The following is a 21,081-nucleotide window of genomic DNA, read 5'->3' as shown; positions in this document are numbered from 1 at the left end:
CAGCGGGTTCCGGGGCGAGTCGACCTCGAGCAGGATCGGGGTTCCGGTGCGGGCGACCTGTCCGGTCACGCCGAAACCGACCTGGAGTCGCAGCGCGCCCGCCGAGGGGTGCGGTGGCCAGAGGTCGACGACGGTGAGGTCCTGGCCGTCGACGGCGTAGAGCAGGGCGCCGTCGGCGGCGAAGGTCCCGGCGAGGTCGGCCGCGCTCGGCACCGGGTTCACCGGAACAGCCCCTCCCGCAGGGCGACCGCGATCGCGCCGCTGCGATCCGACACGCCCAGTTTTCGATACAGCCCGCGCAGGTGGGTTTTCACGGTGTCCTCGCTGACCACGAGTTTGCCCGCGACCGCCCGGTTGGAATGGCCCGAGACGAGCAGGCCGAGCACTTCGGATTCGCGCTGGGTCAGGCCCAGGTGCGCGCCGGACCAGAACTGGCCCGCGTCGAGCCGGGCCGCCGCCAGGGCGACCCGCCCGGCCAAGGCCGCGTCCACGACCGTCTCCCCCTCGCTGACTCGCACCAGCTGGGCGACGAGTTCGCGGCCGTCGACCCGCTTGAGGATGTAGCCCGCGGCGCCGACGCGCAGGGCTTGATACAGGTAGTGCTCGTCGTCGTACACGGTGAGCAGCACGACCTTGGTCGCCGGATACTGCGTGGTGAGCTGCCTGCACAGGTCGAGGCCGCTGGCCTTGCCCAGCCGCACATCGCAGAGCACGATGTCGGGCCGGAGTTCGGCGACGGTGCGCAACGCGGTGGTCTCGGTGGTGGCCCGGCCGACGATGCGCACCTGGTCGGGGAAGTGGCCGAGCATGGCGTCGAGTCCGTGCAGGACCATCTCGTGATCGTCGACGAGCACAAGCCGTAACGGGTGCAGCTCCGGCATCACCCCAGAGTACGGCGGAAAACCCGTGCCGCCCCCGGCATTTCGCACATCTCACCCGCGAGGCCACCCGGCGGGGGGACCCGGGCCGGGCCGGGATGCGGTCCGATGAACGGACCCGACCGGAAGGTAGCGCCCATGTCGCCGTTCTCCGTCCCCCGCCCGCTCGACGCACCCGCGGTGCGGCCCGACACCGACCGGCTCGCCGTCGACACCCTGCGGTTCCTGGCCGCCGACATGGTGGAGGCCGCCCGCTCCGGTCATCCCGGGATGCCGATGGGGGCGGCGCCGCTGGCGTGGACGCTGTGGAGCAGGCATCTGCGCCACGATCCGGCCGATCCGGATTGGGCCGACCGGGACCGGTTCGTGCTCTCGGCCGGGCACGGGTCGGCGCTGCTGTACGCGCTGCTACACCTGTTCGGCTACGACCTGCCTGTCGAGGAATTGCGCCGGTTCCGGCAGCTGGGGTCGCGGACGCCGGGGCATCCGGAGTTCGGTATGACACCGGGTGTCGAGTGCACCACCGGCCCGCTCGGGCAGGGCCTGGCGATGGCGGTGGGCATGGCGGTCGCGGAGCGGATGACCCACGCGCGGTTCCCCGCGATCACCGACCACCGCACCTACGCGATCGTCGGCGACGGCTGCCTGATGGAGGGGGTGAGCCACGAAGCCGCCTCGCTGGCCGGGCATCTCGGGCTCGGCCGGTTGGTCGTGCTGTGGGACGACAACGAGATCACCATCGACGGCGCGGTCGAGCGCGCGTGCGGGGACGACCAGCTCGCCCGCTTCGCCGCCTACGGCTGGCATACCGAGGTGATCGCGGACGGGACCGATCTCGCGGCGATCGATGCGGCACTGGTCCGGGCGAAAGACGATCCGCGACCGAGTTTTCTGGCGGTCCGCACGGTGATCGGGCACGGCGCGCCGGACGTGGCGGGTACCTCGGCGGCACACGGTGCGCCACTGGGGGCCGACCAGCTCGCGCGGGCCAAAGCGGCGGTGGGATGGGAGTATCCGCCGTTCACGGTGCCCGAGCCGGTGGCCGCGACGTGCGCGGTGCTCGCGGCCCTGGGTGCCGAGGATCACGCCGACTGGACGCGTCGCCGGGCCGAATTCGACGCTGCCGCACCGGAATCGGCGGCCGAGTTCACGCGGGCGCGGGCCGCGATCCTGCCCGAGGGCCTGCCCGGCGCGCTCGCCCGGATCGTGGGCACCTCCCCGCGCGCGACCCGCCAGTCCTCCCAGGCGTGTCTGACCGCCGCCGCGGCGGTGCTGCCGGAGCTGGTGGGTGGCTCGGCCGACCTCGCGGGCTCGACCGGTACCGCCTTCGGACCGGTGCTGACCCGCGACGATTTCTCCCCTCGCGCGATCGCCTTCGGTATCCGCGAGTTCGGCATGGCGGCGGTCCTCAACGGGATCAGCCTGCACGGCGGATTCCGCGTGTTCGGCTCGACCTTCCTGGTCTTCGCCGACTATCTACGCCCGGCCCTGCGGTTGTCGGCGCTGATGGGCCAGCCGGTGATCTACGTGCTCACCCACGATTCCGTCGCCGTCGGCGAGGACGGACCCACCCACCAGCCGGTCGAACACCTGGAATCCCTCCGCCTGATCCCCGGCCTCCAGGTCCTGCGCCCCGCCGACGACGCCGACACCGCCCTGGCCTGGGAACTGGCGCTCACCCGCACCGACGGGCCGACTGCCCTGATCCTGTCGCGCCAGTCCCTGCCGCAGCTGGAAGCGAGCACGGTCATCCGCGGCAGTGACGATGCCCGGGACATCGGCGCGGTCTCCGACGATCGCGCACCGGCCGCGACCACAGTGCACGCCTCCGACGGGCCCGCGCCTGCCCACCGCGAATCCACATTGTCCAACGACCAGCGCACCGCGGCCGGGCATCCGACCACGCCGGTAGCCGCGAGGTCGAGGATCTTTCCGATCGTCGGCGAGCGACCGGACACGCCGGGTCGGGCGATGGCTGCCCAGGGCGCCGTCGAAGGTCACGTCGTCGGGCTCGATCGCCACAGCGGGCAGGGGCACCGCACGGTCGAGATCGTGGCGACCGGGTCCGAAGTCGCGCTGGCGGCGGCGGTCGCCGAGAGTCTGCGGGCGCAAGGGCAACCGGCGCGGGCGGTGTCCGTGCTGGACTGCAGCCGGTACGTCCCCGATCCGGCGGCGGTGCGGATCAGCGTCGAGGCGGGGAGTACCGCGGGGTGGGCCGGGCTGGTCGATCTGGCGATCGGCATCGACGAGTTCGGGCACAGCGGGCCGGGGCACGAGGTGCTGGCGCGGCACGGGCTCACCGCCGCGGCCGTGCTCGCGCGGATCCGCGCGTTCCTGGGCGGTGCGCGATGAGGCGGTTGAGCGCGGTCGTCTTCGATGTCGACGGCACGCTGGTCGACAGCGAACGCGACGGCCACCGGGTGGCCTTCAACGCCGCCTTCGCCGAGGCCGGGCTCCCCGACCGCTGGGATGTCGAGACCTACGGACGCCTGCTGGCGATCACCGGCGGCGCGCATCGGCTCGCGCACTGGTTCGAGAACACCGGCCGCACCCCGGCCGAATCGTGGGACCTGGCCCAGCGCCTGCACCGGCGCAAGACCGCCCTCATGCGGGACATGGTGTCCGAAGGGCGGATCCGGCCCAGGCCCGGCGCGCTCGAGCTGATCGAGCGGCTGCGCGCGGGCGGCCTCCGCCTGCACGTGGCGACCACCGGCACCCGCGCCTGGGTCGCCCCGCTCCTGGCACACACCTTCGGCGCGGTTTTCGACACCATCGTCACCGGAACCGAAGTGCCCCAGCTGAAACCGCATCCGGCCGTCTACCACGAGGTCCTCGAACGAACCGGTCTCCTCCCGGAACAGGCCGTGGCCGTGGAGGATTCCGCCAACGGCGTCCGCGCGGCGGTGTCCGCTGGCCTGCGCTGCGTCGCCGCGCAGAACAGCTACACCCGCACCCACGACCTGTCAGCGGCCCACCTCGTCGCCGACGGCCTGGACGACCCCGAACTCATCACCTGGTTCGACCAGTACCTCCGCAAAACCTCCCGCTCGGCACCCCGCCCCGGGTGAGGATTCGTGGGCTTCGACCACCAGCGAGGCCACCCGGCATCCACCCGCCGGGTGCGGCGCGGGGTGGTCCTATTCGAGCGAGTCGACCGGTCCCGGCCGCCGCTCCCGGCGTTCCCGCCGCCGTCGCAGATACCGCCGGATCCTGCTGGCGCACTGATAGACCACCCACAACCCGATCGCCAGCGAGACCGCCGCGATCACCGCCGCCAGCACCGGGAAGAACACCGCCAGGGTGACCACCCCACCCACCCCGAGATCCTCGACCGTGCTCAACGCGATATTGGTGACCGGCTCCGGCGAGGTGTTCACCGCCATCCGCGTCCCCGCCTTGACGATATGACTGGCCAGCGCCGTCGTCCCACCCACCGCGGCGGCGAACAGGGTCGGCAGCGAATCGTCCTGCCCCGCGATGAGCGCCGCCACCACCGCCCCCGACGCGGGCCGCACCACGGTATGCACCGCGTCCCAGAACGAATCCAGAAATGGGATCTTGTCCGCCACCGCCTCGATCACGAACAACACCCCCGCCGCGATCAGCACATCGGTCCGCTGCAACCCCGGCGGCACGTCCCCCGCCCACCCGATCCGCCCGAACACCCCGAGCAGAAACACCACCGCATACGCATTGATCCCGCTGGCCCAGCCCGCGGTGAAAATCAGAGGCAGCACCGACATCCGCCCACCCTAGGCCCGCCCACCGACACCACCGGCCCACTCACCCCGTGTCGTGCTCCCGGCCTTCGGACGACATCGTCCACCGAGCGGTCTCCGGTATCGCCCGATGTCCTGCCCGTCGGAACCGCGTCCGCACAGGCGCCGACGCTATCGCGCAGGAGGCGAGAGCCGATGGACACCATGATCGGTAGCCGCCACAACGCCGACGTGGGCGGCACCCGCCAGCGCACGAACCTCGCCGATCGGCGTGAGTTCGGCAGCGGGCACCCCGGTCTCGGCATCCGCCCAGAGCACACCGGTATCCAGGCCGACCGCGATCCAGGTGCCACACGCCGTGAAACACAAGGGCGCCGACCACGCCGCACCGGGCTCACCGGTCACCTCGTTGTCGACGCGGAGATCCCACACCGGGTCACCCGTCGCCGATTCCCTGACCACGAGCCCACCGCGGTAGCCGTTGGCCCGGGTCCGCCCGACGTCGGGTCGGACCCACGCGGCGAACCGGCTACCGTCCGGGCTGAACACCACCGAGACGACCAGCTCGCTGAGGTCGCGCTGTGGCACATCCCCTCGCGCGTACCGCTCGGTGAGGACGACGTCCGCCGAGACACCGATCATGCTGAGCCACACCGTTCCCTGCATGCTGTTGCCGACCGCGAGACGACGACCGTCGGGCGAGAACCGTGGGGTGATACTCCAATCGCCGAACATGATCCCGTCCTCGTCATCATCGCTGTCGGCGTCATACCGCAGTCCGCGCGCCACATCGACGATCACCAGTTCCTCACCGCCGACGAGCGCCAGCAACCGACCGTCCGACGACCACGCGGGGTGTCCCTGCACGCGATCCGGAAGCAGCTCAGCGGGCAGTTCCTCGACCACGCCGAGGTCGCGCCAGTCCCACAACAGCACCGTTCCGGAGGCGACAGCCGCGACCCCGGTCCCGGCGGCCGACCCGCGCAGACCCCAGGTCTTCCCCGGTCCGGACACCGGGATGACCCGCACCGGCTCCGGGGTGGGCGACAATCGCCACCGCACCAGAACGGCGCCGGAGCACATGCTGCTCAACGCTTCCGGCAACGAGGGATGGATCACCACATCCTCGTGAGCACCCGTCTCGATCAACCGCCGCGCGGTCTCGAAGTCACCCGTGAGATCCGAGGGCGAGACCGGCTCGTCGTCGCTCGGCTTCGTCGCCGCCGGATCGGTTTTCGCGGCCCGCTCGGCGAGGCCCTTCCTCCACTGCCACACGCCGCGATGATATTCGGCGTCGCCCGGCGAGCTAGTCGCTCGTGTCGGACCGGTCGGGAAGCTCAGAGTGCCTGGGGCTCGGGTTCTTCGGTCACTTTCTCCCGGCACCATGGTTGGCCCGGCGCGGTGCGGGTGGCGTGCCAGCCCGGCGGGAGGTCGAGGACCTCGGCGAGGGTGGGGTCCTCGTCGATGGCGTGGTGGAGATGGCCGAGGTGGCCTTCGGTGTCGGCGGAGGTCGCGCCGATGAGTTGCCAGATGCCGTCGTGGTCGTTGGCGACCAGGAGGACGGGTTCGCGCAGGTCGAAGACCTCGGGGGTCTGGATGCACCGGGTTCGGGTGAGCCAGTGGCGCATCCACCAGGCTCGGGGGTCCTGTTCGACCACGCGGTCGATGACCCACCAGATGAAGGGGAGGTCGTCGTGGGCGCGGGCCTGGTCGGCGGTCAGGTCGGGGCCGCCTTCGGGGACGTTCTCGAAGGGGTCGTCGACGAGGGCGTAGGCGTACGAATCCTCGTGGGGGAAGGCGACGGCGTGGAAGGTGGCGCCGCCGGGGTTGCCCGCGCCGATGCCGACGGTGACGCGGGCGGCGTGCGGGTCGGCGCCGGTCGTCCAGCCGATGGCGTAGGAGGCGAGTTCGCCCTGGGGGCCGATGAACTCGCCGAAGCACCGGCGGTCCATGCCGGTCATGTCCGGCACCGGGACCTCGACGAGCTGACCGGGGACGACGCGCGCATTCACGGGCACAACCTAGCTCGAGTCACGGGATGCCCCCGGAAGTGGTGGGGGCGCCTCACCGCAGGGCCACCCGTCCCCGGACCCGGCCCAGCACCACCAGGACGACCAGGGTCACCACGACGAGCACGGTCGTTCCGGCCGCCGCGTCGAAGACCTCGCCTCGGTCGGTCTGGGCGAAGATGCTGACCGGCAGCGTTTTCCAGGTGGCGGGATAGACCATGATCGTGGCGCCGAGTTCGCCCATGGACAGGGCGATGGCGAGCCCGGCGGCAGCGCCGAGCGCGGGGAGCAGCAGCGGCAGCGTGATCTGACACAGGACCCGGACCGGGCCCGCGCCGAGGGATTCGGCGGCCTGGCGGTAGGCGGGGTCGAGGCGATCGAGGGCGGCGGAGACGGCGCTGAAGGCGTAGGCGAGGACCAGGACGCTGTGGGCCAGGATGACGATCCACTTGGTGCCGCCGAGCAGGAGGGGACGCTCGTTGAAGGCGATGAGGACGCCGAGTCCGAGCGCGACCGACGGGACGGCGACCGGAAGGTGGAACACCGCGTCGGTGAGGCGACGCAGCCAGCCCGGCGCCTCCCGGGAGGCCAGCGCGGCCCAGGTGCCCAGGACCAGCGACACCGCACCGGCGAGCAGCGCGGTCTGCAGGCTCACCGACAGGCTCGCGGCCTGCTCGCCGCTGAGCGCGTCACCCAGCCGGGCGACGCCGAGGTTGGAGGGCAGCGGGCCGGTCCAGCTGCCCGCCAGCGCGGCGGCGACCACGGTGGCGATCGGCGCGACGAACACCACCGCGACCACCAGCCCGAAAACACCGAGCACCAGCGCTTTTCCGCGCGGAGTCCAGATGAGCACGATCAGTCCCCCTTCGGGCGGGCGGTGAACCGGGCGAAGACGAACCGGTAGGCGAGGTACAGGCCGAGCGAGAGCAGCACCTGGACCGAGGCCAGCACCGCGGCGCCGGGCAGGTCGAAGGTGACGATGCCGCGGGTGTAGATCAGCGCGGGCAGGGTGAGTACGCCCTTGGCGCCGGTGAACAGGACGATGCCGAACTCGTTGAGCGTCAGCAGCAGCACCAGGCTGCCGCCCGCCGCGAGCGCGGGCCACGCCTCCGGCAGCACCACTTGGCGCAGCACCCGCCACGGTGACGCGCCGAGACTGGCCGCCACATCGAGCTGTTCGCGCGGGAGCTGGGCGAACGCGGCCAGCAGCGGCCGCACCACGAACGGGGTGAAGTAGGTGATCTCGGCCAGGATCACCCCGAGCGGCATGGTGAGGAAGTCGATGACCGGCTGGGTGGCGCCGGTCAGCTCGGCCAGCAGCGCGTTCACCGCGCCCGCCGTGCCGTAGAGGAAGGTGAAGGCGAGGGTGATCAGGAACGACGGCAGGGTCAGGATCGTGTCGACGAGCCGCCCGACCACCCCCGAACCCGGAAACGGCACGAAGGCCAGCACCACCGCGAGGAAGGTGCCCAGCACCAGGCAGCCCGCCGTCGAGCAGACGGCGATGGACACGGTGCGCCACAACGCGTCCCGGAACGCGGCGGACCCGAGCACCGAGGTCCACACCTCGGTCCCGCGCCCGGTCGGTGTCTCGACGGACTCGGTGAGCACCCGCAGAATCGGGTACCCCGCGATCCCGAGGACCACGAGAACCGGCGGCAGCGTCCACAGCACCGGCAGCCAGGTTCGCCGCACCGCAGGGGATTTCGCTTCGGGCGCGGGACGATCCAGCATCGATGTGCTCATCACCGCACCTCCGCGCCACACACCGCGACGACCACGCCACGGTCCGACGGACGAAGGGGAGCCGCTGCGGGCCCGGCAGCGCACCGCGGGTCACGGAGCGACGCCGGTCGTGGCCTTCCCGCTCCGGGTCCGCTCATGACTCGCTCCCCTGTCCGCGCACCGCATCACCGACCGGACGCGGAATGAGCACGCCCGCCGGATCCGGCAGACGCACGCCGACGATCGCCCCCGGCTCGGCGGTGAAGTGCCCCGGCACCTCGGCGGCGAGACCTTCCGGCAGCCCGTCGACGGCCAGTTCGACCCGGGTCGAGGCGCCCCGCCAGACCGCGCTCAGCACGGTGGCGCGCAGGGCCTCGTGCTCGCCGGGCTTGCCGAGGGTGACGGTGTGCGGCCGGATACACAGCAGCGCTTCGTCCTCCGGCGCCCATGCGGCGCGGCCGACACCGGGTGCCGGGGCCTGCGCGCGCAGAGTGGTGGTCCCCGCGCTGACCAGGGCCGCCGTACCGGCGACGTGGTTGACAGTGCACGACACCAGATTCGCGCCGCCAAGGAATCCGGCGGTGAAATCGGTGGGCGGACGCTGCCACAGGTTCTCGGCGGTGTCGAGGTCGACCAGGCGGGCCTCGCGCATCACCGCGATCCGGTCGGCCAGCGCCAGCGCCTCGGCCTGATCGTGGGTGACATACAGCATCGCCGTGTCGGGCAGCGCCTGGCGCAACTGCTGGAGCTCGCCGAGCATGGCATGCCGCAGCTGCGCGTCGAGCGCGGCGAGCGGTTCGTCGAGCAGCAGCACCGGCGGCCGGATGGCCAGCGCCCTGGCGATCGCCACCCGCTGCTGCTGCCCACCGGACAGCTCGCGCGGCAGCCGCCGCGCGTACCCGGCCATCCCGACCATCTCCAGCGCCTCGGTGACCCGCGCGCCGATCTCCGCGCGCGGCACCCGATGCGATGTCAGCCCGAACGCCACATTGCCGTGCACGCTCAGATGCGGGAACAGCGCATAGGACTGCACCACGACACCGATCCCACGCCGGGCGGGCGAGAGCGCGGTGACATCGCGTCCGGCCAGCCGCACCGCGCCCGAGGTGGGCCGGACGAACCCGGCCAGCGCCTTGAGCGCGGTCGACTTGCCCGACCCGCTCGGGCCCAGCAGCGCGACGGTCTCGCCGACGGCGACGCGCAGGGAGAAATCGGCCAGCGCGGTGGTGGCCTTGCGGCCCCGCCCGTAGCGGACCCCGACCCGGTCGAACACGATCGCCGGTTCGGCCGCCGCCACGGCAGCGGTCGTGGATTTCGTACGGAGGTCACCGTCGGACATCGTCAACTCCTCGCCAGCACAGCCGGATTCAGCTACCGGTCGCCTGCTGGTACGCCGCGAGATCGGCGTCCAGCTCGGCCAGGACCCGGTCCCAGTCGACCTCGACCACCTCGACACCACGCAGCGCCGCGGCCGGACCGCCCTCGGCCGGGGCGGCCACATCGGTGCGCGGCGAGACCGCGAACGCCTCCGGGCCGAGCTTGCTCTGCGCCTCGGGGGCGAGCAGGAAGCGCATGAGCTCGGTGGCGTCGTCCTTGTGCGGGGCACCCTTGGCCAGGCCCATCACATACGGCACCGGCACGGTGGCGCGCTTGCCGTCGGCGGCGGGGAAGAACACGTCGAACTTCGAGCCCTTCTCCTGCACGGTGGTGAGGTTCATCTGCACGTCACCGTTGGCGATCAGCAGCTCGCCCTTGTCGACCTTGGCCTGCAGCTTGCCGGTCGAGGAGGACGGGCCGACATTGTTGACCTGCAACGCCTTCAGATAGTCGAGCGCGCCCTGCTTGCCGCGCAGCTGCTGCAGCAGCACCAGCACCGCGGTACCGTCCCCGGCCTGGCCGGGGGTGGAGTACTGCAGCTTGCCCTTGTACTCCGGCTTCAGCAGGTCATCCCAGGTCAGCGCGCGGGAATCGACCGCCGGGTTGGCGATGAAGCACAGGTAGTTGTTGGCCAGGGTGACGTAGTTGCCGTCGGGGTCCTTGTCGGCGGCGGGCACGGCCGCGGTGTCGATGCCGCTGGGCTGCAGCAGGCCCGACTGCTCGGCCTTCTGGATGAACGGCGGCAGCGTGACGACCACGTCGGCCTGCGGGTTGGACTGTTCCTTGTCCACCCGGTTCACCACCTCGCCGGACCCGGCCTCGACCAGGTTCACCGCGATCCCGGTCCGCGCGGTGAACTCGGCGAAGCGGTTCTTGTACCAGCCGCCGACGCCGTCGGCGGAGTACACGGTGACGGTCCGGCCGTCGGCCGATTCGGTGCCGGTGCCGCCGCAGGCCGCGGTGAACGCGACCGCGGTGACACCGGCCAGCAGCAGCGCGGCCCGGGACAGGCGGCGCGCGGTGAGGGAAGTACGCACGATGACAACAACTTTCGAATCGAGGGGGTCGTGGGATCTCAGCCGGAGATCAGGGCGGGGAATTCGGCGACGGAGGACAGGACATGGGTGGCACCGGCCGCGCGCAGCTGTGCCTCGGTGTGCGCGCCGGTCAGCGTGCCCGCGACGATCCCGGCACCGGCGGCCAAGCCGGTCGCGATATCGCTGGTGGTGTCGCCCAGCACGGCGATCCGCGCCACCGCGTCGACGCCCAGGCGCAGAGCGGCGGTGAGCACCAGGTCCGGGTAGGGGCGGCCGCGCCCGGCGTCGGACGGGGCGAGGGTGAGGTCGGCCAGGTCGGTCCAGCCGAGGGCGGCGAGCAGGGCGTCCTGGGTGCCGCGGCTGAAGCCGGTGGTCAGCGCGACCAGCACCCCGGCGTCGCGCAGGGCGGTGATCGCCTCGGCCGCACCGGGAATCGGCGCGATGTCGGTGTCGGTGATCAGCGCGTCGTAGGCGGCCTCGAAGGCGTGGTTGGCGGCCTGGGCGGCCACCTCGTCGCCGAGCAGCGCGCGGAAGACCGCGATCTTGGACTGGCCCATGGTGTCGAGCACATAGCGGCGGGCCTGCTCGCGGCGCGGGCCCTCGGCCTCGATCCCGGCGGCGGTGGCGGCCTGCTCGAAGGCGCGCAGCACGAGGCCGCCGTCGGCGACGGTGGTGCCCGCCATATCGAGCACGGCGAGCTGGATCCGGTTGTCCGGCATGGTGTTCCTCACAGTCCGATCAGGTCGGCGGTCTGTTCGCCGAGCGCGGGGCCGAGGGTCATGCCGCGCCCGCCGGGGCCGGTGACGACCCAGACGTGGCTGTCGGCGCGCACCCGGGTGACCAGCGTGCCGGGATCGACGCTCTGGCTGTACACACCGGCCCAGCGCCGCACGACCGGCGGCAGCGCGCGGCCCAGCAGCGCCTCGGTGACCTCGGTGAGGTGCTCGTAGGGCGCCTCGTCGACGTCGAAGGCGAACGGTTCGGTGTATTCGTGGGTGTCGCCGATGGTCAGGCCGCCGTGCAGCCGCTGCACGCACAGCAGCTGCATCTTGTGCTCCGCGGCGGTGGCGGTCTGCGACTGCTCGACGGTCAGCGCGTCCACCTGCGGCCCGGCGTATCCCGGGTAGTAGCGGAAGCTGTCGCCGTCGGCGATCGCGGTGGTGAGGGGTTCGCCGAGCGGGGCGGTCTGCATCATCTGCAACCGGACCCGGCGCACCGGCAGCTCACCGGCCAGTTCGCGGGTGAGCCCGGAGTGCGCGGCGCCGGGGCAGTGCACGACCAGGTCGGCCGCGTGGCGGCGGCCGTGGTCGTCGAGGACCTCCGCACCGGAACCGGTATCGCGCACCGTGCGGGCCTCGGTGCCCTCGTGGAAGGTGTAGCGGCCGGTCGCGGCCATGTGGGCGCGCAGCGCGGGCAGCGCCTGGCGTGACTCGACCGCCGCGTCGGCCGAACAGTGCAGCCCGGCGAGGAAATCGCCACGCAGGGCGGGATTCAGCGCGCGGACCTGGTCGGGATCGAGCAGCGCGAAACCCCGGTCCGCCGCGGTGGGGCCCGCCGCGGCGGCCTCGGCGACCGCGAGCTCGGCGTGCGTGCGGACCAGCGTGATCGAACCCGCGGGCCGGAAACCGACCCCGGCGACCCGGCCGCCGATCTCGGCCCACAGTTCCCGCGCGCGCAGGGTGAGCGCGAGTTCGTCCGCCGAACGCCCGGAGACCCAGACCAGACCGAAATTGCGGACCGTCGCCCCGCGCGCCTCCCGCTCGCGTTCGAGCTGAATGACCGTGTGTCCCCGGCCGATCGCGGCCCAGGCGTGCGCGGTGCCGAGTATTCCGCCACCGATGATGACCAATCGCATGCCGACCATGGTGGCAAATGGTCTAGACCGATAGGTGTGTGCCGGGGGAACGCTGGGTTAACTTTTGGTATAGACCAATCCGGGTACGCTGGGTGCCATGGCAGCCCCGCGCATCCCCAAGGTGTTCCTGGTTCGCACCGAGATCGACGCCATCCTGGCCGATCTCGCCGAGGGCGACCCGGTGCCCGCCGAACGCGAGCTGGCCACCCGCTTCGGTGTGGCGCGTGAAACCGTGCGCCAGGCGCTGCGGGAACTGCTGGTGGAGGGCAGGATCCGGCGACAGGGCCGGGGCACCGTCGTCTCGCGGCCCAAGCTCACCCAGCCGCTGTCACTGCGCTCCTACACCGAGGGCGCGCTCAGCCTCGGCCGCACGCCCGGCCGCATCCTGGTCGCGTGGGAGAATGTGGCGGCCGACGCGGCGACCGCGGCCGACCTCGAGCTGACACCCGGCACCGAGGTGATGCACCTGGAACGCGTGCTGCTCGCCGACGGCGAACGCATCGGCCTGGAGAGCACCTACCTGCCCCTGCACCGATTCGCCGGTCTGCGTACCAGTTACGACCCGACGACCTCGCTGTACGCGGCGATCCGCGCGACCGGCATCGAACTCGCCGGTGCGCGCGAACGCATCGAAACCGTCCTGGCCGCACCGAGGGAGGCGGGGCTGCTCGACTGCACCACAGCCCTACCGATGTTGCTGCTGCACCGACGCAGTGTCGATGCCGACGGCGCACCCGTCGAGCGGGTGCGCTCGCTCTACCGTGGCGACCGCGTCGCCTTCGAGGCGCTGCTGTCGCCGGAGCCCGGCTGAGGCGGGATCTACTGCTCGGGCAAGCGCCGCCTGCCACCGGTGACATCGGTGACCAGGTCGGTGTACCCGTCGACGAGCTCGGCGAGGTGGTACCAGTGCTTGTGCGTGGTGTCGCTGCGCGCGCCGTCGAGGTCGATGGCCTGGTTGGCATCCACCCAGCTGCGGGCCATCCGGTCGACGACAGCACCGAGGCTCTCGGTGTGCAGCGAGGCGCCGTTGCGGTGCAGCGGCATCTCAGCGACGATCCAGTCGTTGATGTCGTCGACGAGTTCTCCTCGACGGCAATCGATTTCCGCGATCAGCGCGGCGTCACGCACCTGTGCCCGCCGCTCGTGCAGTTCGGCCAGCGCGTGCGCCGAACGCAACAATTCCCGATCCTGAAAACGCCTGCCCTGGAATGCGCACAACAATTGTGGCGCGGTCGGCAGTACCCCCATCACCGGCGCGCTCATCGCAACGCCCCGAATTCACCCGACACCCAAGATTTGTGTACCAACATGATTGGCTCTCGATTCGGTTATCCCGGTCTTCTGTTCGGATTGCTCGCAACCAGGCTAACTGGATCATGCTCGCTCATAAGCGGAAACGCAAGATTGCGTTGTCACTCCTGCGGTAAAGCCACCCTGACAGAACCTCCGGTCACATCCGCAGTGCCACACCGGGTTCCGGCGTGTCGCGCGGCGCGCTGACCACCATCGATCCGGGTATGCCTGCCGTGTCCGCCGATCGCGTGACATCGGGGCGCTCCGGCGCAATAATGCGATTCACCAAGCGCGCCACAGGAGAAGGGGAACCATGGCAGGCAAGCGCACGACACTCACCGTCAGGCTACGCAGGCTCGCCGCCATGTTGCGCGAGTTACGCGAAAGCGCGGGCCTGAGCAAAGAAGACGTCAGCGCACGGACCGGCATCAACGTGACCACGCTGTACCGCATCGAAATGGCGCAGGCCAGGCCGCAGCGGCGCACGCTCAGCGCCATGCTCGACCTCTACCAGGTCACCGAGCGAGTGCGTGAGGAAGCGCTGAATCTGCTCTCCGACGCGCTCAAGCCGGGCATGTCGCACGCCTACGAGGGCGCGCTGTCCGATGTCTATGCCACTTACATCAATTTCGAGGCGGAGGCACTGTCGGCCAGGCAGTACCAGACATCGACGGTGCCCGGCCTGCTGCAGACCTTCGACTACGCCGCGGCCGTGATCGACACCTCCATGCCGCGCCTCGACGCCGCGGTGATGGAGAGCAGGGCGCAGGCGCGGATGGATCGCGCGGTCAACCTCACCAAGGACGATCCGCTCGAGCTGTGGGTGGTGATGGACGAGGCCGCGATCCGCAGGGTCGTCGGCGGGCCGACGACGATGGTCGGCCAGCTCGACCGGCTGCTCGACGAGACCAAGCGCAAGAACGTGATCCTGCAGGTGCTGCCGTTCGACGCGGGCGCGCACCCCGGCATGGCGGGCTCGTTCACCCTGCTCGACTTCCGCAATCCGGTCGATCCCGAACTGGTGTACGTGGAGAGCATGTCGGTGCACGACCTCGTCGAGGGGCATTCCGAGATCCGCCGCTTCGGCGTCATCTTCGACCAGCTGCGGGCCATGGCGCTGAGCCCGCGGGACTCGGCGGCGCTGATCTCCCGGGCGCGCGACGATCTGGCGAAGTCGATCCCCGACCTCTGAGCCGGAGACGGTGCGGCGCACCGGGTCAGATGGTTCTCGCCGCGGGCGGGGTGGACTCGAGCGCCCGGGCGATCTCGCCGGACAGTTCCGGGCCGAGCAGCTCCGCCGGGGTGGCGTCGAGCAGGATTCCGGTCACCGTCCCGGTCGCGTACGGCCGCCAGTTCCGCACGGCCGCACCGGGATCGGCGATGTCGGTCCCGTCGCCGTTCCGGCCCGCCACGCAGACAGTCAGGTCACCCGGCAGCAGCGACGGCCGGTGGCCCGCCACCCGCCGCAGTGCGGCGTGGCTCGCATCGGCGAGGAGATCCAGGTCGGGTCCGGTGAAGTCGACGGTGCCCGCCAGCACGGCCGTCAATGCCGCAGCCGCCGCGTCCGCGGCGAGGGCCGCGTTCGCCCCGCCATAGCCCGCGATATCCGTGTCGAAGGCCATCGCCGCGGCCTCGAGACCCGCCGTGTCGGCGCCGAAGTCCACTGCTGGCGCCTCGAAGCCCGCGGTGGCGGCGTCGTCGCCCCGCGGCACATCCAACATCCCGGCGCCGGTGTCGAGGCCAAGCAGCGCGCCGAATCGGTGGATGTACTCCCCCACCGTCCACGCGGCGGGCGGTGGGTCGGCGCAGGTGGCCGGGTCGGTGGCCAGCAGCATCACGGAGACGTCCCGGCCCGCCTCGTGCAGCGCGACCGCGAGTTCGTGGGCGACGAAGCCACCCGCCGACCAGCCGAGCAACCGGCAGGGTCCCGCCGGGGCGATCCGATGGATCTCGGCGAGGAAGCCCGCGACGATGTCGGCGAGGGTGCCGTCGGCACCGGGTACCGACTGCAGGCCGTAGACGGGGGTGCGCGCGTCGAGTTCGGTGATCAGGTGTGCGAAAGACCAGGCCGGACCCGCCTCACCGGAGACACAGAACAGCGGGACCCCGTCGACACGGCTGCCGTGCGGGCGGAGGGGCAGGACCGGCGCGAGCGCGGCGGATCCGGCACGTGCGGCGTCCGGATCCGGGACCGGCGGGCAGGATTCGGCAGGCCACGCGCACGCGGGAGCGGCCGAGGTGCCGTACGGATCGTCGTGAATGCCCACGCCAAATGATACGTCGTACGAAACCTCGGTCGCCCCACCGATTCCGGGGGGTCAGTAGGTGTGCGCGGGCAGACTGCGCACCCCGGCCCAGAGATCGTCGACGAGCAGCTGGTAGCTGTCGGCGAGGTCTTCGAGCCGCACCCACTCGTCGTAGAAGACCGCATCGGGGGCGCAGGCCAGCTCGACGAAGGCCTGGCTGCTGTGCCGGGCCAGCCGGTCGACCAGGCCGCCCAGGGTCTCGCAGTGCTCGTCGGCGGCGGCCGGGGGCACCGGCGCGGCCAGGATCACCCAGCGGTCGATCGCGCGCATGAGCTGGGCGCGGCGGCGATCGATCGCGCCCACCTCACTGGCGGGCGTCCGTTCCCGTACCTGGTGCAGCACGGCGAGTTCACCGGCCGCGTCCAGGATCGGATGATCGTCGTGGGGCAATCCCCGCAACGCCGCGAGCAACGCCGAGCGACAGGGCAGCATCGTGGGAGCCGCCGCGCGCTGCCGTACAGGATGCGAAACCTTCATCTGGCCTACCTCCGGATCGGGCACAACACCCCGGTAAGGGTGCCATCGCGTGCGGCAGAACGCGGCAGACGCCACGCGGTCGCGCGCGTCCGGCAATCATCCCGCCACCCACTGTCCCCGATGACGGGCCCCGGCGGAAGAATTGCCATACCGGACATTCGGATTGTCCGCCTCCGCCGCCGGGCGCCCGCCCGCGGTCCTACTGCACCCGCAGGCTGCCGAACAGGCCCTGCTTCTCGTCCTCGGGACCGGCGGTGAAATACAGTGCGTTCGCGTCGCCGAGGCTCTCGCCGTTGCCGAACAGCAGCGCCCACAGCCCGGCGATCTCCACCGGCTCCGCCTCGCCGTCGCGCAGGTAGTCGGCGAAGGTGCCGGTGGTGTCGTCGAAGGCGAGCACGCGGCCGAGACCGCCGAAGTTGCCGATCAGCAACTTGCCCGACAACGCGCCGAAGTTCGACGGCGCGATCGCGACACCCCACGGCGCGTTGAGCCTGCCGCCGTCGTCGATGATGCGCACCAGCTTGCCCGCGGCGTCGAATTCGGCGACCTTGCCCCGGTCCGGCTTGCCGTCGGCGGACTTCTCGGCATCCGCGTCGAGCGCGTCCTCCTCGCCCTTGTCGAAGGCGGTCGCGTCCTTGGCGTCGGGCGTGGTCACCGCGTAGGACACGAACACCCGGCTGCCGAGGGTGGTGATGTTGAACGGCGCCGGGTCACCCGGGACGGCCTTCTTGCCCTTCTCCGGGGTCGAGGGGTCGATCAGCTCGCCGGTGGCGAAGGGGTTGGCGAAGCCGGTGGTGGCGACCGGCTGCCAGAACTTGTCGAAGGTGCGGATCTGCGGGTCCTCGCCGAAATCGGCGGCCAGCAGCTTGTCCCCGGCGGGCGAGAGCGCAAGACCGAAGAAGGCCATGCCCTGCGCGGAGCCGTCGAACACCTGGTTGGCGCCGCCGTCGCGGCGGATGATCGCGCCGTCGGGCGCCTGCTCGGTCCAGGCCGAGATCTTGCCCGAGTCGGTGGCGAAGATGAACCGGGCCGAGCCGGTCAGCGGGATCGGCAGGCCGTCGAGGTCCACCCACTGATCGCGCACGACGAACAAGTCCGAGGTGATCGGTGCCGGGTTGAACACCACGCCGGTGGTCTTGCCCGCGCTCTTGTCCGAGGTGTCGGCGTCGGCGCCGGGGATGCCGACCGACTTCAGCTGGTCCTGGGTCAGCTTCTGCAGCTTGGGATCCGAGGAGCTGTGCACGTCGCCGAGGAACTGGAAGGACTTGCCGCCCGCGCCGACCCAGAAGTGCCCGCCCGCGCCCTTGGGCCGGTTGGCCAGGCCCCAGGCGTCGACCATCTCCGGAATGGTGAACTGGGCGTGATAGGAGTCCTTGTCGGCGGCCAGGTTGGTCTGGCTGTAGCGGTTGCCCGCCAGCGCGGTGACCGAGCCGGTGGCCGCCTCCGAGCTCGAGCACGCCGTCGCCACCAGGAGCACCGCACCGAACACGGCACCACGTACCAGTCCGGACCGCACCCCGCGGGCGCCCCTCACATGTCCGTTCACGTTCTATCCTTTCGACCTCCGCCGGACGGCGTTCAGGCGTGGCTGACCTTAGCCTGACCGGCGTCCCGGCGTGGGCGTGACCGTCTGTGCGCGTGCGGGTCTAGGCTGTCGCCCGTGGTCGAACCCTCCGCCTCCGTGGCCCCCCATCCCGCCGTCGCCGCCCTGGCTCCGCTGCTGGGGACCTGGCGCGGGCGCGGGCACGGCGAGTACCCGACGATCGACGCGTTCGACTATCTGGAGGAAGTCGCCTTCGGCCACATCGGCAAACCGTTCCTCACCTACCGCCAGCGCACCTCGGCCGCCGACGACGGCAGGCCGCTGCACGCCGAGACCGGCTACCTGCGCTGCCCGGCGCCGGGCCGGGTGGAACTGGTTCTCGCGCACCCCACCGGGATCACCGAGATCTGCGAGGGGACCATCACCGAAACGGTCGACGGAATTCGCCTGGAATTGAACTCGACGAATATCGGGCTGAGCGGATCGGCGAAATCGGTGACCGCCCTCGGCCGCTCATTCCACGTGACCGGCGACACCATCGACTACACCGTGCGGATGGCCGCCGTCGGGGAATCCCTGCAGCATCATCTCAGCGCGACTCTGCAACGCACCTGATTGCTGGCATACCCACTGAGCTGCGCGTTCACACTTCGGATTCCGGTAATTCAGCTTTTCATCACGGTCCGGTACCGGTTGTGTTCGAACACGCCCGCACATAACGCAACAATTGTGTGTCGCTTACCGATGCCGTCTGTTGCCGCCGTTGTGGCCGTTCTACGTTCGAATGGCTGCCCCCGCACGAACAAACGTCGAAACCCTGAACGAGGGAGACGAAGCATGAGGCGTTCCACCCTGATCCTGACCACCGCGGGAATGATTCTCGGCGGTGCCGCCGCCATCGACCTGCTCGACGACCCCGGTATCGAGGCCGCGCCGCAGCCCGTCGCGGGGTATCACGTGCTGCACAACACGGCCACGGCGCACAACGAGAGCACCTCGCTCGCGGTGCTGCGGGGCCTGCTGGCGACCGAAAACGTCGGCGGACCCGGTACCACCGCCGCGCTGCCGGGTCAGTAGCCCGGCGGCAACGCGGCGAACATGTCGCGGGTGACCGCGACCGCGTTGTCCGAACTACCGCCCTTGACCAGCAGTGTCGCGAAGGCGATATCGCCGCGATACCCGACGAACCACGAGTGCGAGCCGCCCTCCACCTCGGCCTCGCCGGTCTTGCCGTACACCTCGCCCTGATCCCGGATCCGTTCGGCCGTACCGCCGGTGACCACCTTGCGCATCATCGCGCGCAGCCCGTCGACCACCTCCGGGTCGATGGCGGGCCGCTCCCCGGTGATCTCGGTGGGCCTGCCCGCGATGAGATACGGCACCGGCGCCGAGCCGTGCGCCACCGTCGCGGCCATCACCGCCATCCCGAACGGGCTCACCACCACCCGGCCCTGCCCGATGCCGTCCTCGGCGCGCTGCACCAGTTCGTCGGCCTGCGGCACCGAGCCGGACATGGTGGGCAGACCCGCCACCCGGTAGTCCTGGCCGATGCCGAGCCGCAGGGCCGCCTCGGTGAGGTCGTCGCCGTCGAGGCGGCTGGCCAGCCGGGCGAAGGTGGTGTTGCAGGAACGCTCGTAGGCGGTGGCCATGGGCACGTCCCCGACGGTGAACAGGTTGTAGTTCGGGATGGTGCGCTCACCGATGGTGGTGCGGCTCGGGCACGGCAGCACGGTGTCGGGGGTGGCGATGCCCTTGGCCATGGCGGCCGAGGCGGTCACCGTCTTGAAGATCGAGCCCGGCGGGTACTGCCCGCTGGTGGCGACCGGGCCGTCGCGGTCGGCGGCCTTGTTCTGGGCGACGGCGAGGATCGCGCCGGTGGACGGGCGCAGCACCACCATCATGGTCTGCTCGGTCCGCAGATCCACCGCGTGCTGGGCGGAGTTCTGCACGAACCGGTCGATGCTGAGCGCGAACGACGGCGCGGGCTGGGCGGCGACCTCGTGCAGCACCCCGAGATCGGCGCCGTTGGCATTGCGGGTGACCACGCTCCAGCCCGCCTTGCCGTCGACCTCGGCGATCACCGTCTTGCGCACCTGGGTGAGCAGGTCCGGCGCGAACTTGCGGTCGGTGGGCACCATGTCCCACTCCTGGGTCAGCGTGACCCCGGGCAACCCGATCAGCCTGCCACCGAGCGTCTCGGCCTCGTACTCGGAGAGCAGCACGACGGTGTAGGCGCCGTCGGCCGAGCGCGCGGCGCGCAGGATGTTCTGCGGGGTGTAGGCGACCGGATCGATACTGCTCAGGGCCGCGGACAGCGCCCCGGCGACGCGGGTCGGGTCGGGAGCGTCGGCCAGGGTGAACCGCACCCGGGACACCTTGCCGGGCACCAGCACATCGCTGCCCGCCGACTCGTTGACCCGCGCGCGCGGCGCGGGCGAGGTGCGCAGTTCCAGGGTCTGCGTGTCACCGAGGCGGGGGTGGATGTCGGTGGACGTCCAGCGCACCAGCCAGCGACCGCCGCTGCGGCCCATCTGCAGTTCCCCGGTGTAGGTCCACTGCCTGCCCTTGGGCAGGGTCCACTCGTAGGTGTAGTCGACGGTGGCGGTGTCGCCGCTGACGCGCGCGTCGCCGGTGCGGATCCGCAGCTTCTCCGCCTGGAGCGCGTCCCATGCCGAAGTCAGTGCCGCCGTGGCCTTCTCGGGCGCGGTGGTGAGTTCGGCGGCCGCGCTCAGATCGTGCTCGGCGAAGGCGGTGGCGAAGGCGTCGGCGGCGGGCACCGGGCCCTGCGGACCCGACACACAGGCGGTCGCCGCCACCGCGAGGGCGGCCACCGCGTACGTGGTGAGCATCCGTGTCCTCATC

21 protein-coding genes are annotated in these 21,081 nt (G+C 71.2%); 6 read left to right on the top strand and 15 right to left on the bottom strand.

Features of this window, described 5'->3' with window-relative positions; all coding sequences use genetic code 11:
• Positions 1 to 218: 218 nt before the first annotated feature.
• Positions 219 to 881: a response regulator transcription factor gene (locus WA675_RS02630; RefSeq protein WP_336081540.1), complete on the bottom strand. Its 663-nt coding sequence runs from the start codon at positions 879 to 881 to the stop codon at positions 219 to 221.
• A gap of 135 nt (positions 882 to 1,016) precedes the next feature.
• On the opposite strand from WA675_RS02630, the gene WA675_RS02625 reads away from it, so the two are divergent.
• Positions 1,017 to 3,230, top strand: a complete 2,214-nt coding sequence (locus WA675_RS02625; protein WP_336081538.1) for a transketolase family protein — start codon at positions 1,017 to 1,019, stop codon at positions 3,228 to 3,230.
• On the top strand, positions 3,227 to 3,946 hold the full coding sequence (locus WA675_RS02620; protein WP_336081536.1) for an HAD-IA family hydrolase: 720 nt from the start codon (positions 3,227 to 3,229) through the stop codon (positions 3,944 to 3,946). The genes WA675_RS02625 and WA675_RS02620 overlap by 4 nt, the downstream gene beginning before the upstream one ends.
• 69 nt (positions 3,947 to 4,015) lie before the next feature.
• Here the strand turns inward: WA675_RS02620 and WA675_RS02615 are convergent, their stop codons facing one another.
• The 9 genes from WA675_RS02615 to WA675_RS02575 form a co-directional block, all read right to left on the bottom strand.
• Complete coding sequence (locus WA675_RS02615) at positions 4,016 to 4,621, bottom strand: DUF4126 domain-containing protein (RefSeq protein WP_336081535.1); 606 nt, start codon at positions 4,619 to 4,621, stop codon at positions 4,016 to 4,018.
• A gap of 147 nt (positions 4,622 to 4,768) precedes the next feature.
• Positions 4,769 to 5,872 carry a WD40 repeat domain-containing protein gene (locus tag WA675_RS02610; protein WP_336081533.1) on the bottom strand — a complete coding sequence of 368 codons (1,104 nt, stop codon included), beginning with the start codon at positions 5,870 to 5,872 and terminating at the stop codon, positions 4,769 to 4,771.
• 62 nt (positions 5,873 to 5,934) lie between these two features.
• Positions 5,935 to 6,609, bottom strand: coding sequence for a hypothetical protein (locus tag WA675_RS02605; protein WP_336081531.1), 675 nt, complete (start codon positions 6,607 to 6,609; stop codon positions 5,935 to 5,937).
• Positions 6,610 to 6,661: 52 nt separating this feature from the next.
• Positions 6,662 to 7,459: an ABC transporter permease gene (locus tag WA675_RS02600; protein ID WP_336081529.1), complete on the bottom strand. Its 798-nt coding sequence runs from the start codon at positions 7,457 to 7,459 to the stop codon at positions 6,662 to 6,664.
• Between the two features lie 2 nt (positions 7,460 to 7,461).
• Positions 7,462 to 8,352: a 2-aminoethylphosphonate ABC transporter permease subunit gene (locus WA675_RS02595; protein ID WP_336081528.1), complete on the bottom strand. Its 891-nt coding sequence runs from the start codon at positions 8,350 to 8,352 to the stop codon at positions 7,462 to 7,464.
• A gap of 133 nt (positions 8,353 to 8,485) precedes the next feature.
• Positions 8,486 to 9,670, bottom strand: coding sequence for an ABC transporter ATP-binding protein (locus WA675_RS02590; RefSeq protein ID WP_336081527.1), 1,185 nt, complete (start codon positions 9,668 to 9,670; stop codon positions 8,486 to 8,488).
• A 28-nt stretch (positions 9,671 to 9,698) separates the two neighbouring features.
• Entirely contained in the window at positions 9,699 to 10,745 is a 1,047-nt protein-coding gene (locus tag WA675_RS02585; protein WP_442945536.1) for a 2-aminoethylphosphonate ABC transporter substrate-binding protein, read from the bottom strand.
• A 38-nt stretch (positions 10,746 to 10,783) separates the two neighbouring features.
• On the bottom strand, positions 10,784 to 11,464 hold the full coding sequence (locus tag WA675_RS02580) for a phosphonatase-like hydrolase (protein ID WP_336081525.1): 681 nt from the start codon (positions 11,462 to 11,464) through the stop codon (positions 10,784 to 10,786).
• 8 nt (positions 11,465 to 11,472) lie between these two features.
• Positions 11,473 to 12,600, bottom strand: a complete 1,128-nt coding sequence (locus tag WA675_RS02575; protein WP_336081523.1) for a TIGR03364 family FAD-dependent oxidoreductase — start codon at positions 12,598 to 12,600, stop codon at positions 11,473 to 11,475.
• 97 nt (positions 12,601 to 12,697) lie between these two features.
• Between WA675_RS02575 and WA675_RS02570 the strand changes: the two genes are divergently transcribed.
• Positions 12,698 to 13,411 carry a GntR family transcriptional regulator gene (locus tag WA675_RS02570; RefSeq protein WP_336081521.1) on the top strand — a complete coding sequence of 238 codons (714 nt, stop codon included), beginning with the start codon at positions 12,698 to 12,700 and terminating at the stop codon, positions 13,409 to 13,411.
• Between the two features lie 8 nt (positions 13,412 to 13,419).
• Here WA675_RS02570 and WA675_RS02565 read toward each other — a convergent pair whose 3' ends face one another.
• Positions 13,420 to 13,779: a DUF4254 domain-containing protein gene (locus tag WA675_RS02565; protein WP_336081852.1), complete on the bottom strand. Its 360-nt coding sequence runs from the start codon at positions 13,777 to 13,779 to the stop codon at positions 13,420 to 13,422.
• Positions 13,780 to 14,206: 427 nt separating this feature from the next.
• Here WA675_RS02565 and WA675_RS02560 point away from each other — a divergent pair, with 427 nt between their 5' ends.
• Positions 14,207 to 15,085, top strand: a complete 879-nt coding sequence (locus WA675_RS02560) for a helix-turn-helix domain-containing protein (protein WP_336081520.1) — start codon at positions 14,207 to 14,209, stop codon at positions 15,083 to 15,085.
• A 25-nt stretch (positions 15,086 to 15,110) separates the two neighbouring features.
• On the opposite strand, the gene WA675_RS02555 is transcribed toward WA675_RS02560, so the two are convergent.
• From WA675_RS02555 to WA675_RS02545, 3 genes are all read right to left on the bottom strand, one after another.
• Positions 15,111 to 16,160: a thioesterase domain-containing protein gene (locus tag WA675_RS02555; RefSeq protein WP_336081518.1), complete on the bottom strand. Its 1,050-nt coding sequence runs from the start codon at positions 16,158 to 16,160 to the stop codon at positions 15,111 to 15,113.
• Between the two features lie 51 nt (positions 16,161 to 16,211).
• Positions 16,212 to 16,676, bottom strand: a complete 465-nt coding sequence (locus tag WA675_RS02550) for a hypothetical protein (protein WP_336081517.1) — start codon at positions 16,674 to 16,676, stop codon at positions 16,212 to 16,214.
• A 199-nt stretch (positions 16,677 to 16,875) separates the two neighbouring features.
• Positions 16,876 to 18,180 carry a TIGR03118 family protein gene (locus tag WA675_RS02545; RefSeq protein ID WP_336081851.1) on the bottom strand — a complete coding sequence of 435 codons (1,305 nt, stop codon included), beginning with the start codon at positions 18,178 to 18,180 and terminating at the stop codon, positions 16,876 to 16,878.
• A 156-nt stretch (positions 18,181 to 18,336) separates the two neighbouring features.
• Between WA675_RS02545 and WA675_RS02540 the strand changes: the two genes are divergently transcribed.
• Positions 18,337 to 18,834, top strand: coding sequence for a peroxynitrite isomerase (locus WA675_RS02540; RefSeq protein ID WP_336081515.1), 498 nt, complete (start codon positions 18,337 to 18,339; stop codon positions 18,832 to 18,834).
• A 222-nt stretch (positions 18,835 to 19,056) separates the two neighbouring features.
• Complete coding sequence (locus WA675_RS02535) at positions 19,057 to 19,296, top strand: hypothetical protein (RefSeq protein WP_336081513.1); 240 nt, start codon at positions 19,057 to 19,059, stop codon at positions 19,294 to 19,296.
• On the opposite strand, the gene WA675_RS02530 is transcribed toward WA675_RS02535, so the two are convergent.
• Positions 19,290 to 21,080, bottom strand: coding sequence for a penicillin-binding transpeptidase domain-containing protein (locus WA675_RS02530; RefSeq protein WP_336081512.1), 1,791 nt, complete (start codon positions 21,078 to 21,080; stop codon positions 19,290 to 19,292). The genes WA675_RS02535 and WA675_RS02530 overlap by 7 nt on opposite strands.
• Position 21,081: the final 1 nt, after the last annotated feature.

The sequence above is a fragment of the Nocardia sp. SSK8 genome (assembly GCF_037034205.1).
Taxonomy (GTDB): domain Bacteria; phylum Actinomycetota; class Actinomycetes; order Mycobacteriales; family Mycobacteriaceae; genus Nocardia.
This window is presented reverse-complemented; position numbering and strand designations above follow the sequence as displayed.

Bases quoted from the DNA above. Each gene is read 5' to 3' on its own strand.
- WA675_RS02595 (WP_336081528.1), bottom strand. From the start codon at position 8,352: ATGAGCACATCGATGCTGGATCGTCCCGCGCCCGAAGCGAAATCCCCT.
- WA675_RS02625 (WP_336081538.1), top strand. From the start codon at position 1,017: ATGTCGCCGTTCTCCGTCCCCCGCCCGCTCGACGCACCCGCGGTGCGG.
- WA675_RS02590 (WP_336081527.1), bottom strand. From the start codon at position 9,670: ATGTCCGACGGTGACCTCCGTACGAAATCCACGACCGCTGCCGTGGCG.
- WA675_RS02575 (WP_336081523.1), bottom strand. From the start codon at position 12,600: ATGCGATTGGTCATCATCGGTGGCGGAATACTCGGCACCGCGCACGCC.
- WA675_RS02570 (WP_336081521.1), top strand. From the start codon at position 12,698: ATGGCAGCCCCGCGCATCCCCAAGGTGTTCCTGGTTCGCACCGAGATC.
- WA675_RS02550 (WP_336081517.1), bottom strand. From the start codon at position 16,676: ATGAAGGTTTCGCATCCTGTACGGCAGCGCGCGGCGGCTCCCACGATG.
- WA675_RS02630 (WP_336081540.1), bottom strand. From the start codon at position 881: ATGCCGGAGCTGCACCCGTTACGGCTTGTGCTCGTCGACGATCACGAG.
- WA675_RS02535 (WP_336081513.1), top strand. From the start codon at position 19,057: ATGAGGCGTTCCACCCTGATCCTGACCACCGCGGGAATGATTCTCGGC.
- WA675_RS02560 (WP_336081520.1), top strand. From the start codon at position 14,207: ATGGCAGGCAAGCGCACGACACTCACCGTCAGGCTACGCAGGCTCGCC.
- WA675_RS02530 (WP_336081512.1), bottom strand. From the start codon at position 21,080: ATGAGGACACGGATGCTCACCACGTACGCGGTGGCCGCCCTCGCGGTG.
- WA675_RS02580 (WP_336081525.1), bottom strand. From the start codon at position 11,464: ATGCCGGACAACCGGATCCAGCTCGCCGTGCTCGATATGGCGGGCACC.
- WA675_RS02620 (WP_336081536.1), top strand. From the start codon at position 3,227: ATGAGGCGGTTGAGCGCGGTCGTCTTCGATGTCGACGGCACGCTGGTC.
- WA675_RS02615 (WP_336081535.1), bottom strand. From the start codon at position 4,621: ATGTCGGTGCTGCCTCTGATTTTCACCGCGGGCTGGGCCAGCGGGATC.